This is a genomic window from Thauera sp. SDU_THAU2 (assembly GCF_038260575.1).
GTDB lineage: Bacteria > Pseudomonadota > Gammaproteobacteria > Burkholderiales > Rhodocyclaceae > Thauera.
Genome location: NZ_JBBWUN010000003.1, coordinates 4,361,212 through 4,375,215, shown reverse-complemented (window position 1 = coordinate 4,375,215; position 14,004 = coordinate 4,361,212). Strand labels below are relative to the sequence as shown.

At 68.2% G+C, this 14,004-nt stretch carries 13 protein-coding genes and 1 pseudogene; 2 read left to right on the top strand and 12 right to left on the bottom strand.

The window, feature by feature from the left end:
* Positions 1–126 precede the first annotated feature (126 nt).
* Together AAFL97_RS22145 and alr are read left to right on the top strand one after the other, a co-directional pair.
* Positions 127–1,437 (top strand): D-amino acid dehydrogenase, encoded by a 1,311-nt coding sequence (locus AAFL97_RS22145; RefSeq protein ID WP_341646767.1) that lies wholly within the window; start codon positions 127–129, stop codon positions 1,435–1,437.
* Between the two features lie 93 nt (positions 1,438–1,530).
* On the top strand, positions 1,531–2,592 hold the full coding sequence (gene alr, locus AAFL97_RS22140; RefSeq protein ID WP_341646766.1) for an alanine racemase: 1,062 nt from the start codon (positions 1,531–1,533) through the stop codon (positions 2,590–2,592).
* Between the two features lie 42 nt (positions 2,593–2,634).
* Here the strand turns inward: alr and ccmI are convergent, their stop codons facing one another.
* The 12 genes and pseudogenes from ccmI to AAFL97_RS22080 all read right to left on the bottom strand — a co-directional run bounded on the left by ccmI (position 2,635) and on the right by AAFL97_RS22080 (position 13,990).
* Positions 2,635–3,864 carry a c-type cytochrome biogenesis protein CcmI gene (gene ccmI / locus AAFL97_RS22135; RefSeq protein ID WP_341646765.1) on the bottom strand — a complete coding sequence of 410 codons (1,230 nt, stop codon included), beginning with the start codon at positions 3,862–3,864 and terminating at the stop codon, positions 2,635–2,637.
* A complete protein-coding gene (locus AAFL97_RS22130) occupies positions 3,861–4,406 on the bottom strand; it encodes a cytochrome c-type biogenesis protein (RefSeq protein ID WP_341647219.1) in 546 nt (181 codons plus the stop codon). Before AAFL97_RS22130 ends, ccmI begins: the two co-directional genes overlap by 4 nt.
* A 1-nt stretch (position 4,407) precedes the next feature.
* Positions 4,408–5,001 (bottom strand): DsbE family thiol:disulfide interchange protein, encoded by a 594-nt coding sequence (locus tag AAFL97_RS22125; protein ID WP_068638573.1) that lies wholly within the window; start codon positions 4,999–5,001, stop codon positions 4,408–4,410.
* 19 nt (positions 5,002–5,020) lie between these two features.
* The gene (locus tag AAFL97_RS22120; RefSeq protein ID WP_341646764.1) at positions 5,021–6,994 is read right to left on the bottom strand and encodes a heme lyase CcmF/NrfE family subunit; all 1,974 of its coding nucleotides are present in this window, start codon (positions 6,992–6,994) and stop codon (positions 5,021–5,023) included.
* Between the two features lies 1 nt (position 6,995).
* Positions 6,996–7,442, bottom strand: a complete 447-nt coding sequence (gene ccmE / locus AAFL97_RS22115; protein ID WP_068638577.1) for a cytochrome c maturation protein CcmE — start codon at positions 7,440–7,442, stop codon at positions 6,996–6,998.
* Positions 7,439–7,687, bottom strand: a complete 249-nt coding sequence (gene ccmD, locus AAFL97_RS22110; RefSeq protein WP_263461111.1) for a heme exporter protein CcmD — start codon at positions 7,685–7,687, stop codon at positions 7,439–7,441. The genes ccmE and ccmD overlap by 4 nt, the downstream gene beginning before the upstream one ends.
* Positions 7,687–8,457 carry a heme ABC transporter permease CcmC gene (gene ccmC / locus AAFL97_RS22105; protein WP_341646763.1) on the bottom strand — a complete coding sequence of 257 codons (771 nt, stop codon included), beginning with the start codon at positions 8,455–8,457 and terminating at the stop codon, positions 7,687–7,689. Before ccmC ends, ccmD begins: the two co-directional genes overlap by 1 nt.
* A 63-nt stretch (positions 8,458–8,520) precedes the next feature.
* Entirely contained in the window at positions 8,521–9,189 is a 669-nt protein-coding gene (gene ccmB, locus AAFL97_RS22100; protein WP_068638583.1) for a heme exporter protein CcmB, read from the bottom strand.
* Positions 9,183–9,808, bottom strand: a pseudogene (gene ccmA, locus AAFL97_RS22095) (cytochrome c biogenesis heme-transporting ATPase CcmA). The gene ccmB and the pseudogene ccmA overlap by 7 nt, the downstream one beginning before the upstream one ends.
* A gap of 84 nt (positions 9,809–9,892) precedes the next feature.
* Complete coding sequence (locus AAFL97_RS22090; RefSeq protein WP_341646762.1) at positions 9,893–10,576, bottom strand: c-type cytochrome; 684 nt, start codon at positions 10,574–10,576, stop codon at positions 9,893–9,895.
* Between the two features lie 17 nt (positions 10,577–10,593).
* The gene (locus AAFL97_RS22085) at positions 10,594–11,220 is read right to left on the bottom strand and encodes a c-type cytochrome (RefSeq protein WP_341646761.1); all 627 of its coding nucleotides are present in this window, start codon (positions 11,218–11,220) and stop codon (positions 10,594–10,596) included.
* A 64-nt stretch (positions 11,221–11,284) separates the two neighbouring features.
* Complete coding sequence (locus AAFL97_RS22080) at positions 11,285–13,990, bottom strand: MtrB/PioB family outer membrane beta-barrel protein (RefSeq protein ID WP_341646760.1); 2,706 nt, start codon at positions 13,988–13,990, stop codon at positions 11,285–11,287.
* Positions 13,991–14,004: the final 14 nt, after the last annotated feature.

Here is a 14,004-nt window from a genome sequence, read left to right as displayed (position 1 = left end):
GCCCTCGCCGAAAAACAGCTGGATGAACGATTGATTCCACCATTCATCACATGTTTATAAGTGAAAAACACTGCTTGAACTTGCCTAGACTGCATACATCCAACGGCAATCGGGCAGGAGCCAGCCATGCATGTGATCGTACTCGGAAGCGGCGTCATCGGCACCACCACGGCGTGGTATCTCGCCCAGCGCGGGGCACGCGTGACCGTGCTGGAACGCCAGCCCGGCGCCGCGCTCGAAACCAGCTTCGCCAACGCCGGCCAGGTATCGCCCGGCTACTCGACGCCCTGGGCGGCGCCCGGCATCCCGCTGAAGGCACTCAAATGGCTGTTCCAGCGCCACGCCCCGCTCGCCATCCGTGCCGACGGCAGCCTGTTCCAGTTGCGCTGGGCGCTGCAGATGCTGGCCAATTGCAGCGCGGACCGCTATGCGCTCAACAAGGAGCGCATGATGAGGCTGTCCGAGTACGCTCGCGACTGCCTGCGCACCCTGCGCAGCGAAACCGGCCTCCACTACGAGGAACGCAGCCTCGGCACCCTGCAGCTGTTCCGCAGCCAGGCCCAACTGGACGCCGCCCAGCGCGACATTGCCGTGCTGCAGGAATGCGGCGTGCCTTTCGAACTGCTGAGCGCCGCGGAACTCATCGGCGCCGAACCGGCGCTCGCCCGCAGCCGCAGTCCGCTTGCAGGCGGTTTGCGGCTGCCGAACGACGAAACCGGCGATTGCCATCTATTCACCGCCCGGCTTGCCGACATGGCACAGAAGGCCGGCGTGGAATTCCGCTTCGGCGTCGATATCCGCGAAATCCTGACCGGTGGCGGTGGCGTGATCGGCGTGCGCATCGGCACCGGCGAGCACAGCCAGGTTCTGGCGGCAGACCGCTACGTGCTCGCACTGGGCAGCTATTCGCGCCAGATGGCGGCCGGCCTGGGTCTGGATCTGTCGGTCTATCCGGTCAAGGGCTACTCCCTGACCGTACCCTTGACCGATCCCGACGCGGCCCCACGCTCGACCGTGCTCGATGAAACCTACAAGGTCGCGGTGACGCGCTTCGACCAGCGCATCCGCGTCGGCGGCATGGCCGAACTCGGCGGCTTCGACCTGCGCCTGAATCCGCGCCGCCGCGAAACGCTCGAAAAAGTGGTGACCGACCTGTTCCCGCACGGCGGCGACATCGCCGGCGCGCAGTTCTGGACCGGCCTGCGGCCGATGACGCCGGACTCGACCCCGATCATCGGCGCCACGCCCTACCCCGAGCTGTTCATCAACACCGGCCACGGCACCCTGGGGTGGACGATGTCCTGCGGTGCCGGCGCGCTCCTCGCCGATCTGGTCACCGGCCGGCAGCCGGCAATCCGCCATGACGACCTCGGCCTGCGCCGCTATGGCCGCGAAGCCGTGCGACGCGCACAAGGCCTGAGCCTGTCGCCGGCCTGACACAAGCCTGCGGCAGGCACCGCAGACCATCCGCATTGCGGCGCGCTGCAGTTGGGCGCACCATGTGCGCCCCGCCTCCACTGGATTGAAACGATGCGCCCCGCCCGCGCCCTGATCGATCTCGCCGCTCTGCGCCACAACTACCGTCTCGCCCGCACGCGCCATGGCACATCGGCGCTCGCCGTGGTCAAGGCCAATGCCTACGGCCACGGCGCGGTGCGCTGCGCCCGCGCACTGGCAGAAGAAGCCGACGGCTTCGCGGTGGCCTTCCTCGACGAGGCGCTGGAGCTGCGCGCAGCCGGCATCACCGCCCCGATCCTGTTGCTGGAAGGCGTGTTCGATGCGCTCGAGCTGGCGGATGCCGTTCGCCACGAACTGTGGGTGGTGGTCCACCACGAAGCCCAGTTGCGCATGATCGAGACCACCCCGCTGGCGATGCCGCTGCATATCTGGCTGAAGGTCAACAGCGGCATGAACCGCGCCGGCTTCGTCGGCGCCGACGTCGCCGATGCCTGGCAACGGCTGCAGGCGAGCGGCAAGGTGCGGGAGATCACGCTGATGACGCACTTCGCCCGCGCCGACGAGCCGCAGGTCGTCTCCACCGCCGAGCAGCTCGAATGCTTCGACGCCGCCACCCAGGGCCTGGCCGGCACCCGCAGCCTGGCCAACTCCGCCGCCATCCTGGGCTGGCCCCGGGCGCACCGCGACTGGGCGCGCCCGGGCATCCTGCTCTACGGCGCCGACCCGATGCCCGGCGAGGCCAACAGCCTGCAGCCGGTGATGACGCTGGAAAGCGCGGTGATGGCGGTACGCGAGATCGAAGCCGGCGACGCGCTCGGCTATGGCGGCCGTTTCGTCGCCGAACGGCGCACGCGCGTGGGACTGGTGGCGATGGGCTATGCCGACGGCTATCCGCGCAGCGTGCCCGATGGCACGCCGGTCGCCATCGACGGCCAGCCGGGCCGCCTGATCGGCCGCGTGTCGATGGACATGCTGACGGTGGATCTCACCGATCTGCCCGCGGCAGGCGTCGGCAGCCGGGTGGAACTGTGGGGCAGGCAGGTGCCGGTCAACCGCATCGCCGCGGCGGCGGGCACCATCGCCTACGAACTGCTGTGCAACGTCAAGCGGGTACGCTTCAGCTACCAGGACTGACGCTATCCGGCGGGCAGGGAAATACTGCCCGCCGGGCAATGATCACGGCCGCACGCGGTCGATCTTGACGATGATTCCGCTGGCGTCGGCAGCGGCAGGCAGGGCCGGGCTTTCGAGGTCGCCGCTGTTCGCGGTGGCGTTGCCGCTCCTGGAAACGCGGGCACCGACGACGACGCGCTCGGGCAGCGGTCCATCGCCGCCCATCATCATCGCCGCGCCGTCGAACGAGAAATCCCGCGGCAGTTCGCCGGCCTTGAAGCGCAGCGCCGCCAGCGGCGGACCGCCGCCTTCGCTGCGGGCGAACACGAACACCACGTCGTCCGGCTTCAGTTGATCGAGCAGCGCCGCGTCCACTTCGAGGCGGCCAGACAGCGTCAACCGGCCGCCACTCGGCGCCGGCGCGGCCGCAGCTTCGGCCAGCGGCGGCATGCCCGCCTTGGCCCGCGCCTCGTTCACGCTGGCGCGGACGCCGCGGGCGACGTCCTCGCCCGGCGGAATCTGCTCCAGGATTTTCTCCCAGTGCGCGGCGGCAGCCGTGTAATCGCCTTTCTGGTAAGCGGCCGTACCGACCAGCGCCAGCGCCTTGGGGTGCGCAGGCGCAATCGCCAATGCCTTCGCCGCCAGTTCCTCGGGCTCGCCCACCACGGTGCCCTGCGTCGCGGCGACGACGTCAGCCCAGTCGGCATACACGTCCGGCTCGTTCGGCTCCAGTTTCGACAGCTTCTCGTAGGCCACGACCGCCTTCGGGAAGTCCTGCAGCACCGTATAAGTACGGGCCAGCATCATCCAGCCTTCGGCATTGTCCGGCTCCTGCTGCAGGCGGGTTTCCAGCTTGCCCACCATGTCGGCGATCTGCTCCTTGGAGAAGCCCTGCTGCGCAGCCACCACGTTGGCAGGGTCCAGCCCCTCCGGCTCGCCGAACGCCAGGTAGCCGGCCACTGCCAGCACCGGTACGCTCAGCGCCAGGCCCACGGCCCAGCTGCGCTCGGCGCGGGTGTCGGCGGAATGGGCTCGCTCGGCCGCGGCCTCGCCTTCTTCCAGCGCGCGCCGCTCGACTTCCTCGCGGCTCCTAGCGTGGGTGGCGGCATCGATGCGGCCGGCGGCGAGATCGGCATCCAGTTCGGCCAGTTGTTCGCGCAGTACCGCCAGCACCAGCTGGCTCTGCTCGGCCTGTTCGCGCTGCGCGCGGCCGCCGGCACGGAACAGCGGCGGCAGGATCCAGAGCAAGGCGCCGGCCACCAGCAGGCCGGCAAGAAGAATGAAGACGGTCACGAACGGGACTCCGGAGATTCAGATGAGGACTGCTTCGCATCACCGGCAAGCAGTTCGCGGGCACGGCGGCGCTCGGCCTCGCTCAGGCCATGCATGGCGGCAAGTTCGCCCTGGCGCCGGCGCAGCCGCCAGGCCAGCCAGCCTGCGCCGCCCACCAGCAGCAGCACCGGACCGCCCCACAGCAGCAGCGTCGTGGCCTTGAACGGCGGGTCGTAGAGGACGAAATCGCCATAGCGGGCCACCAGATAATCGATCACGTCGTTCTTGCTGCGGCCGGCGGCGAGCTGCTCGCGCACCTGGTCGCGCAGATCGAGCGCAAGCGGCGCGTTCGACTCGGCGATCGACTGGTTCTGGCACACCAGGCAGCGCAGCTTGTGCGACAGCTCCATCACGTCGGCTTCGAGCTGCGGATCGGCCGCCACGGTGGGCGCGGCACCCGGCCCGGCGCTTTGCTGCGGCATCGCAGCCTGCTGCGCGACGGCGGGCAATGCCGCTGCCAGCAGCACGGCAACGGCCAGCCGGCGGACAGGCTTCACGAACATCTCAGCCCGCACGGCGCACCTCCTCGATCTTCGGCATGATCACCTGCTGCAGGCTCTCCGGCGTGATCGGGCCGATGTGCTTGTAGCGGATGCGGCCTTCGCCGTCGATCAGGAAAGTCTCGGGCACGCCGTAGACACCGAAGTCGATGCCGACGCGGCCGTCGATGTCGAGCACCGACAGCACATAGGGGTCGCCATGGTCGTCGAGCCAGCGCTGCGCCCGCTCGATCGCCAGCGCCGTCTCGGCTTCCAGCGCCATGCCGCGCGCGTTGATCGCGCCGTCGCCGCGCACTTCCTTGTAGTTGAGGCCGACGACCGGCACCAGCTTCTGCTGCGCCATGCGCACCAGCACCGGATGCTCCTGCCGGCAGGCGACGCACCACGACGCCCACACGTTCAGCAGCCACACCTGGCCCTTCATTTCCTCCAGCGCGAAGGGCCGGGCGGGATCGTCGAGCCGGGCCAGGCTGAACGCCGGTGCAGGCTTGTCGATCAGCGGCGAAGGCACTTCACGCGGGTTCAGCGTGAGGCCGAAGGCGAGGAAACCCGCGAGGGCGAAGAACAGGATCAGGGGAACGAGGAATTTTGCTTTCATCGGAAGACTTCCGTGCCGCTCAGGCGACGCGCTGGTTGGCCGCCACCGTCGCCTCGCGTGCGGCGAGGCGGCGATAACGGCGGTCGGCGGCGGCGAACACGCCACCCAGGCCCATCATGATGCAGCCCAGCCAGATCCAGCTGATGAAGGGCTTGTAGTAGATGCTGACGATCCAGCTGCCGTCCTCGATCTGCTCGCCGAGCGACACATACACGTCGCGGAAGGGGCCGATGTCGATCGAGGCTTCGGTCATCGGCATGCCCTGCGCCAGATACAGCCGCTTCTCCGGCGTCAGCGTGGCGATCGCGCGCTCGCCGCGGGTGACCTCGACGGTCGCGCGCGCCGCATCGTAGTTGGGGCCGTCGGCATCCCGCACGCCGCGGAAGGTGAAGGTGTAGCCGGCGAGCTCGGCATGCTGGCCGTTCTGCATCTTGACGTCGACGTGCGATTCCAGGCTGCCGACCAGGGTCACGCCGATGATGAACACGCCGACGCCGAGGTGCGCCAGCCACATGCCCCACCAGGCGGCGGTGATCGAACGCAGCCGCGCGCCCATCGCCGCACCGGCGCGCTCGGTGATGCGCCCCGCCAGCAACAGGATGCTGGCCAGCACCACCCAGGCCGCCAGCGACAGGCCGAGCACGGTGCGCCAGCTGACGTGGTCGACGGCGTAGGCCGTGCCCAGGCCGATCAGCACGCTGGCGACGAAGGCCGGCGCCACCTTGCGCACCGCCTTGGCCAGGTCGTCGTCCTTCCAGCGCAGGAAGGGGCCGAACATCATCAGCACCACCACCGGCGTCATCAGCGGAATGAACACCGACTCGAAGTACGGCGGCCCGACCGAGATCTTGCCCATGCCCAGCGCGTCGAGGAACAGCGGATACATCGTGCCCAGCAGCACCGAGGCCGAGGCCACCGACAGCAGCACGTTGTTGCCCAGCAGCGAAGTCTCGCGCGACACCAGGCTGAAGCTGCCGCCGCCGCCGAGCTTCGGCGCCCGCCAGGCGTACAGCAGCAGCGACACGCCGATGACGATGACCAGCAGCGCGAGGATGAACAGGCCGCGCTTCGGATCGGTGGCGAAGGCATGCACGCTGGTGATGACGCCCGAACGCACGATGAAGGTGCCGAGCAGCGACAGCGAGAACGCACTGATCGCCAGCAGCACCGTCCAGCTGCGGAAGGCGCCGCGCTTTTCGGTGACCGCCAGCGAGTGCATCAGCGCGGTGCCGAGCAGCCAGGGCATGAAGGAGGCGTTCTCGACCGGATCCCAGAACCACCAGCCGCCCCAGCCCAGCTCGTAATAGGCCCAGCCCGAGCCGATCGCGATGCCGGCGGTCAGGAACACCCAGGCCACCGTCGTCCATGGCCGCGACCAGCGCGCCCAGGCGGCATCGAGCCGGCCGCTCAGCAGCGCGGCGATGGCGAAGGCGAAGGCCACCGAGAAGCCCACATAGCCCATGTAGAGCAGCGGCGGGTGGATGATCATGCCCGGGTCCTGCAGCAGCGGGTTCAGGTCGCGGCCGTCGGGCACCGCCGGCAGCAGGCGCTCGAAGGGGTTCGAGGTCACCAGCAGGAAGGACAGGAAACCGGTGCTGACCCAGCCGAGCACGCCCAGCACGCGGGCGACGAAGGCATCGGGCAGGTTGCGCGAGAACACCGTGACCGCGACCGTCCATAAGGACAAGGACATCGCCCACAGCAGCAGCGAGCCTTCATGGTTGCCCCACACCCCGGTGATCTTGTACATCAGCGGCGTGGCGCTGTGCGAGTTCGCCGCCGCCAGTTGCACGGAGAAATCGCTCTGGATGAAGGCCCAGGTCAGACAGGCGTAGCTGAACAGGATGAAGAAGAACTGCCCCTGCGCCGCCGGCCGACCGACGGCCATCAGCGCCAGGCGGTTGCGGCTGGCACCGATCATCGGCACGATGGCCTGCACCAGGGCGAGAACGAGCGCGAGAACGAGCGCGAAGTGTCCGAGTTCGGGGATCATGTCACTGGCTCACCGTTTCCGCGGCCTTGGCCGCCTGCTCCACTGCATGCGCCGCTTCCGGCGGCATGTAGTTCTCGTCGTGCTTGGCCAGCACTTCGGTGGCACGGAAAGTGCCGTCGGCTTCCAGCTTGCCCTGCACCACCGCGCCCTTGCCTTCCTTGAACAGGTCGGGCAGCGTGCCGCGGTAGCTCACCGGAATCACCCTGGCGGTGTCGGTGATGGCGAAGCTGACGGTCAGGCCGTCGGCCTCGCGCCGGATCGAGCCTTCCTCGACCATGCCGCCGACGCGGAAGGTCTTGCCGGTCGGCGCCTTGCCCTCGGCCACTTCGCTGGGCGTATGGAAGAACACCAGGTTCTGCTGGAAGGCGCTCAGCACCAGGGCAACGGCGGCGACCAGCAGGGCCACCCCGCCGCCGACCAGCATCAGACGTTTGCTACGGGCTTTCATGTTTCCGACTCCATGGCGGGCACGGACGCGCCGCCCTCTTTTGCTGAACCTCTAGCTGAAGCTCTTGCTGAATCCTTGCCGACGGCGCGCCGCCAGCGCAGCAGCCGTGTGATGGTGTCCTTCCGACGCCGCAGCACCAGCACGAGTTCCAGCGCCATCAGCGCGAACGTGACACCGTAGCTGCCCCAGACGAAATACGCCGCGCCGCCCATGTTCCAGAACGCGGACCAGCTCTCCCACTGCATCAGGCACGCCCCCCTTGCGCTTCGCGCTCGAGCACCGCGCCGACCCACTCGGTGTGGCGTTCGCGTTCGAGAATCATCGACCGTGCCCGCCACAGCACCACCGCGAGGGTGTACATCCAGGCGGCGATCGCCATCACCAGCATGCCGAGCAGCATGGTCGTCGCCATCGACGGCGCCTTGTTCAGGCTGACCGAGGCGCCCTGGTGCAGGGTGTTCCACCACTGCACCGAGAAATAGATGATCGGCACGTTCACCGCCCCGACCAGGGCGATGATGGCGCCGGCGCGGTCGGCGCGGCGCGGATCCTCGATCGCCCGCGTCAGCGCGATGAAGCCGAAGTACAGGAACAGCAGCAGCAGCTGCGAAGTCAGGCGCGCATCCCACACCCAGTAGGCGCCCCAGGTCGGCTTGCCCCACAGCGCGCCGGTCCACAGCGCGACGAAACAGAACATCGCCCCGGTCGGCGCCAGCGCCTGGCTCATGATGAAGGACAGGCGGGTGTTCATGACCAGGCCGACGGCGGACCAGAAGGCCATCACCAGATAGACGAACATCGACATCCAGGCCGCCGGCACGTGGATGAAGATCACGCGGTAGACCTCGCCCTGGGTGGCGTCGGTGGGCGCGACGAAGAAGCCGAGCCACAGCCCGACCACGCCCAGCACCAGCGCGGCCGCGGCGAAACAGGGCGCGAGGCGGCCGGCCAGCGGATAGAAGTTGTGCGGCGCCGCGAAGCGGAAGATGCTGCGGCTGCGCTCTGGTGAATTCATGCGTCGACTACTCGTTGTTGGTACGTTCCACCGGCCGCTCTGCCGCCGGTGCGGGGTTCATCGTCAATCCGTCGAAATCCTCAGTGCCGCCGCGCAGGCCCACGGCGCCAGCGCCAGCGCACCCGCCAGGCCGCCGCCCAGCAGCAGCAGATGGGCCGCGGCACCGGTGCCCGAGGCCTCCGCCTCGACCGCGCCGGCGCCGAAGATCAGCACCGGCACGAACAGCGGCAGCACCAGCAGCGCCAGCAGCATGCCGCCGCCACGCAGGCCCAGCGTCAGTGCGGCGCCGACGGCGCCGAGCAGACCCAGGATCGGTGTCCCCAGGGCCAAACTTAAGACCAGCACCGGCAAGGCGCCTTGCTCAAGGTCAAGCAGCAGCGCCAAACCGGGCGCCACCGCCACCACCGGCAGGCCGGTGCTGAGCCAGAAGGCCAGCACTTTCGCCGCCACCCACAGTGCAGCAGGCTCGCTAGACAGGAGAAGCTGCTCCAGGGTTCCGTCGGCGTGGTCCTGCGCGAACAGCCGGTGCAGCGACAGCAGGCAGGCAAGCAGCGCGGCAACCCACAGCACGCCGGGCGCGATTGCCCTCAACTGGTTCGGTTCGGCGCCGACGCCGAAGGGGAACAGGCAGACGACGATGACGAAGAAAGCGAGCGTAACCAGCACGTCGGCGCGGCCGCGCCAGGCCAGCAGCAGGTCGCGCCGCAGCACGGCGAGGAAGGTGCTCAGCATGCGTAGGCTCCGACGTCGAGCACGCGCGGCGCCACCGCGAAGGGCGCGTCCTGGTGCGTGGTCAGCATCACCATGCCGCCGCCGGCGCAGTGATCGGACAAGGCTTGCGCCAGGTCGGCCACCGCCTTGACGTCGAGCGCGGTGAAAGGCTCGTCGAGCACCCACAGCTTGCGCCGCGCCGACAGGAACAAGCGCGCCAGGCCGACGCGGCGGCGCTGGCCCTGCGACAGCACGCGGGCCGGCAGGTCGAGCTGGTTCGCCAGGCCGATGCGCACCAGCGCCTGGGTACAGGCCTCCTCGTCGCTGCCGTCGCCCGCGGCGGCACAGGCGAAGCGCAGGTTCTCGAGCGGGCTCAGCAAGTCGTTGATCGCGGGTGCGTGGCCGAGATAGAGCAGTTCGCGGTGGAAAGCTTCGCGATCGCGGCGGATCGGCGTGCCCTGCCAGCGCACCTCGCCGGCCTCGGCCAGCGCCAGTCCGGTGACCAGCCGCAGCAGGCTGGTCTTGCCGACGCCGTTGGGGCCGGCGACGCGCAGCAGTTCCCCGCCTGCAGGCGAAAAGCGAGGCCGCGAAACAACAGGCGATCGCCTTTCAGGCAGGCGAGATCATCTACTTCGAGCATGGTGCAGGATTGAACCACAACAAGCGGCGCCGCGGAACGCGCGGCGCCGCCTGAAGCGCAAATCCTTTCGCGATGGTTCCGGAACTAGCGCCCGGCCGCCGCCGGCAGCGCCAGCCTCGACATGTAGTCGCTGACCGCCTTCAGGTCCTCGTTGCTGTAGTCGCGGATCACGGCGACCATCTTCGGGTTGGCGTTGCGCCGCTCGCCGTCGCGGATCATCACCGCCTCCTTGTACAGGTAGGCATAGTGCTGATGCGCCACCAGCGGATAGAACTCGTCCGCCCGGCCTTCGCCGTTGTCGCCATGGCAGTTGGCACAGTCGTTGTCGTAGAGCTCGCGGCCGCGCGCCAGGCGGTTGCCGCTGCCCTTGCCGTTGTCGAGCGAGATCGGCAACTGGCTGAGATAGGCGGCGATATTGGCCACGTCCTCGACCGACACCACCCATTCGCCGACGAAGGGATGCATCTTCGGGTTGTCGCGGCGGCCCGCGCGCACGTCCATCATCTGCTTGATCAGCACCGAGGCGTGCTGGCCCGCCAGGCTGGGATAGATGGCGTCGGCGCGCCCGGCACCGTCGGGCTGGTGGCAGCCCTGGCAGACTTCGTAGGCGATCTTGCCCTGCCCGATGTCGGGACGGTGCGCGAGCGCGGCATCCTTGTCGGGATCGGGCTGGTTCCACACGTAGCCGCTGGATTCGATCCCCGGTGCGCGCGGCGCGCTGCCGGTCTGCGCCACGGTCGAGCCACAGGCCACGAGCAGCAGGCTCATGGCGGACAATGCGTATCTCATTTGCTGCCCTCCAGGCTGGCGATGTACTCGGCGACGGCGCGGGTCTCGGTCTCGCCGAGGCGGCTGGCGATGGTCTGCATCAGGCGCTTGTCGTTGCTGCGGCGGCCGTCGGCGAACTGCGCCATCTGGTCGAGCACGTAGGCCGGATACTGGCCGGCGAGCCGCGGATAGCGCGCGTTGCCGATGCCGTTGGCGCCGTGGCAGCCGGCACAGGCCGGTACGCCCTGGTCGGGGTTGCCCTCGTTGAAGACGCGGCGCCCGGCATCGAGCATCGACGGATCGTCCACCTGGCCCGGCAAGGGCTGCTGCGCGGCGAAGAACACCGCCACGTCGGCCATGTCGCGGGTGCTGAGGCCTTCGACGATCGGCTTCATGATGTCGCTGTGGCGCCGCCCGCTGGCGAACTCCTGCAACTGCTTCAGCGCATAGTCGGCGTGCTGGCCGGCGAGCTTCGGAAACATCGGCACCGGGCTGTTGCCGTCCGCACCGTGGCAGGCGACGCAGATCTCGCCCGCCAGCGCCTTGCCGCGCTCGATGTCGCCGATCACCTCGGCGGACGCGGTGGCGGCGGTGAGCAGCAGGCCTGCACAGGCCGACGCCAGGATCATTCTCGAACGTTTCATTCTCACTTTGCCTCCTGTACCGCGCGGTGGTGGCGATCTCGATCGGCTGGAAGGATGTTCCGGCTCACAGCCTGACCTGCAGCAGCAGGCCGATCAGGCTGGCACGGTAGTTCTGCGGCCCGGCGTCCAGGATGACCGCGGTCGGCGCCCCGGTGCCGGGCGCGTTGACCGCCACCGGATCGGACTGCAGGCCGCTGTAGTGCCAGTCGCGATACTTGCCGTATTCGTGGCGCAGCAGCAGACGGGCGGTCACCGTCTTGTTCACCGGCATCAGCAGGTTGGCCTCGAAGATGTTCTGGCTGGTGGTCAAGTCCGGGAAGCCGCTGCCGGCCGCCGCCGCGGCCGCCGGTGCCAGGTTCGCCGGCAGCGAGTACTTCATCTCGGTCCTGCTCTTGGCGTAGGTGTAGCTGAAGTCGACCTTGAACTTGCCGAAGTCGTGGCGCAGGCCCAGGCCCAGCGTGTCGCTGCGGTCCTTGTGGTCCAGTTCCCAGAAGTTGGCCGCGACGAACACCGCGCCGGAGTTCGGGCTCTGGCAGATGTCCTCCGCGTTCTCCGGCGTGATCACGCCCATGCTGGTGTTGTTGCCGATGATGCAGCCCGAACCGCCGCCGCTCGGCACGCCGGTCTGGCCCAGCGTGCCGCGCTGGAAGGAATAGAAGGCGTAGAAATTGCTGACCGGGCTGTACTGCCAGTCGATATCGACGTTGAACCAGTTCTGCCGGTGCTTGCCGTCGCGGCCGTAATCCGAACTCGGATAGCGGATTTCCTTCAACTGGGCCGACAGGCCGACGTCCAGGTCCTCGCGCGGCATGTAGTTGAGGCGGGCATTGAGCGTGTTCTGGGTACGGTCGGCGAGGTCGTACTTGCGCATGCCGTTGTTCATGTGCAGCACCCAGGACTGCACGTTGCCGGTATCCGGCATCGGCGCCAGCGCGCCGCTCAGGAAGCTCGCATACGGATGGTGGGTGTGGTAGCTGCTGCCGCGGCGGCGGTCATGGGCGAAGGACAGCCGGATCGTGGTGTCCTCGATGCTGCGATTGATATAACCGAGCTTGTACTTGTCTTCCCAGGTCTTGTTGCGTTCGCGGTGGTCGCGCGAGTAGGTTTCGCGCTCGTAGGCGGCGTTGATGCTGCCGCTGTCCAGCCGCCAGTCTGCCGTCAGGCCGGTATTCAGCTTGCGGTAGTCGTAGGGCACGCTGCGGATCACGACGTTGCCGCTCGGCGCGGCCGGGTTGTACAGCGACACCGCGCTGCCGTCGTTGATCATCCGGCCCCACACGCCGGTGCAGCCGAAAGCGCTGATACCGCCCGGCGTGCCATCGCCGCTGTCGTTGTATTCGGCATTGGGGTTGCACGCCAGGTAATCGGTGTGGTTGCGGGTTTCGTAGTAGCGCGCCTTGGCCTTGAGGTTCAGGCGGCTGGTCGGGTTCAGCGACAGCCCGAGGTCGATCAGCCGGGTGTCGATGCGGGCATCCGCCGACTGGCGGCTGAGCGCATCCCGGCTGTTCCAGTTGGCCGAAGACGCAATGTTCGGGCTGAGGCCGGAATAGCTCGTGTAGGGCATCAGCTTGTCGTCCTGGCGCGACGAGCCCATCGACACCACCGCGGTGAAGCGGCCGTTCATCAGCTCCGGCAGCTTGCGCGCGTACTCGCCCTTGATGTTGTAGGCTTCGTTGTCCGGGTAGAGATCGAAGCGCCCGTTGGTGAACATGCCGGGCGTCGCGCCGGCGACGCCGGCGGCATTCACCCGGAACGGCGTCTCGAAGTTCAGCGTGCCGGCGTTGTTGCGGAACAGCGAAGCCGAAGCCTGCAGGTTGAAGCTGTTCAGCGCATCGTTGTAGTACAGGCCGCCGACGAAATCGTGCGTCTCGTAGTCGATCGGCTCGATCAGCTCCATCTGCATCTGGCCGCCGCCGCCCGCCCACACCGAGCCGAAAGGCCGCAATCCTTCACGCTTCTCCAGCGAATAGCCGGCAAACAGCTTCAGGTTGTCGGTGAGGGTCATGTCGAGGCGCAGGCCGCCCTTCTTGCGCACCAGGCCGAGCTCGGTGTTCATGTTGGCCTGGGCAGCCGCGGTGATGGCCTGATTGTCGGCCGCCTGGCTGCCGCTGCCGCCGGGCGTCAGGCCCGAATCGGGCTTCAGCGTCAGGTTCTTGCTGCCGGCACCGTCCCACAGCGAGCGGAACGAAGTCGTGAACACGTGCGGCGTTTCGTTGTAGAAGGCCTTGACGCGCCAATCGTTGTAGCGGCCGAAAGTGGCGCCGTAGAACTGGTCGTCACGATCGACGCCGCCGCCGACCACTTCGAAATAGTGGGCCGAATCCGCCTTTTCGGCGGAGACGCCGAAGGCGCTCAGGTAGCCGCCGTTGCCGACGTCCTTGTAGCGCTTGAAGCCCTGCTCGCGGTGGTCGCCCGAAACGTGGGTGATGCCGAACTCGACGAAGCCGAGGTACTGCCAGCCGCCCGCGGTGTCATGGATACGGTCGGTCGGCACCCTGGGCCGGTCGTACAGTTGCCCGGTCGGCGTGCGCGCCGCATGGGGGTCGCCGCTCATGCCGTCGAAGTCGTAGCCGCCGGTATGCGTCACCGGGTTGATCGGCGCCAGGTTGAGCGCGTTGCCCAGCGTGGTGTCGGCACCGACGGCCGAATCCGCCCACACCCGCTCGGCTGCCATCAGCACCAGCGCGCCGCTCACCAGCACGCTCAGCATCCGGACCCGCGGCGGCATGGAGGAACGGACGGCCGCGCGATTCGCATTGACGTTGTTCATGTCGTATCCCTCCG

Excerpts from the sequence above, each read along its gene's own strand:
- AAFL97_RS22145 (WP_341646767.1), top strand. The coding sequence starts at position 127 with ATGCATGTGATCGTACTCGGAAGCGGCGTCATCGGCACCACCACGGCG.
- alr (WP_341646766.1), top strand. The coding sequence starts at position 1,531 with ATGCGCCCCGCCCGCGCCCTGATCGATCTCGCCGCTCTGCGCCACAAC.
- AAFL97_RS22130 (WP_341647219.1), bottom strand. The coding sequence starts at position 4,406 with ATGTTCGTGAAGCCTGTCCGCCGGCTGGCCGTTGCCGTGCTGCTGGCA.
- AAFL97_RS22125 (WP_068638573.1), bottom strand. The coding sequence starts at position 5,001 with ATGAAAGCAAAATTCCTCGTTCCCCTGATCCTGTTCTTCGCCCTCGCG.
- AAFL97_RS22120 (WP_341646764.1), bottom strand. The coding sequence starts at position 6,994 with ATGATCCCCGAACTCGGACACTTCGCGCTCGTTCTCGCGCTCGTTCTC.
- ccmE (WP_068638577.1), bottom strand. The coding sequence starts at position 7,442 with ATGAAAGCCCGTAGCAAACGTCTGATGCTGGTCGGCGGCGGGGTGGCC.
- ccmD (WP_263461111.1), bottom strand. The coding sequence starts at position 7,687 with ATGCAGTGGGAGAGCTGGTCCGCGTTCTGGAACATGGGCGGCGCGGCG.
- ccmC (WP_341646763.1), bottom strand. The coding sequence starts at position 8,457 with ATGAATTCACCAGAGCGCAGCCGCAGCATCTTCCGCTTCGCGGCGCCG.
- ccmB (WP_068638583.1), bottom strand. The coding sequence starts at position 9,189 with ATGCTGAGCACCTTCCTCGCCGTGCTGCGGCGCGACCTGCTGCTGGCC.
- AAFL97_RS22090 (WP_341646762.1), bottom strand. The coding sequence starts at position 10,576 with ATGAGCCTGCTGCTCGTGGCCTGTGGCTCGACCGTGGCGCAGACCGGC.
- AAFL97_RS22085 (WP_341646761.1), bottom strand. The coding sequence starts at position 11,220 with ATGAAACGTTCGAGAATGATCCTGGCGTCGGCCTGTGCAGGCCTGCTG.
- AAFL97_RS22080 (WP_341646760.1), bottom strand. The coding sequence starts at position 13,990 with ATGAACAACGTCAATGCGAATCGCGCGGCCGTCCGTTCCTCCATGCCG.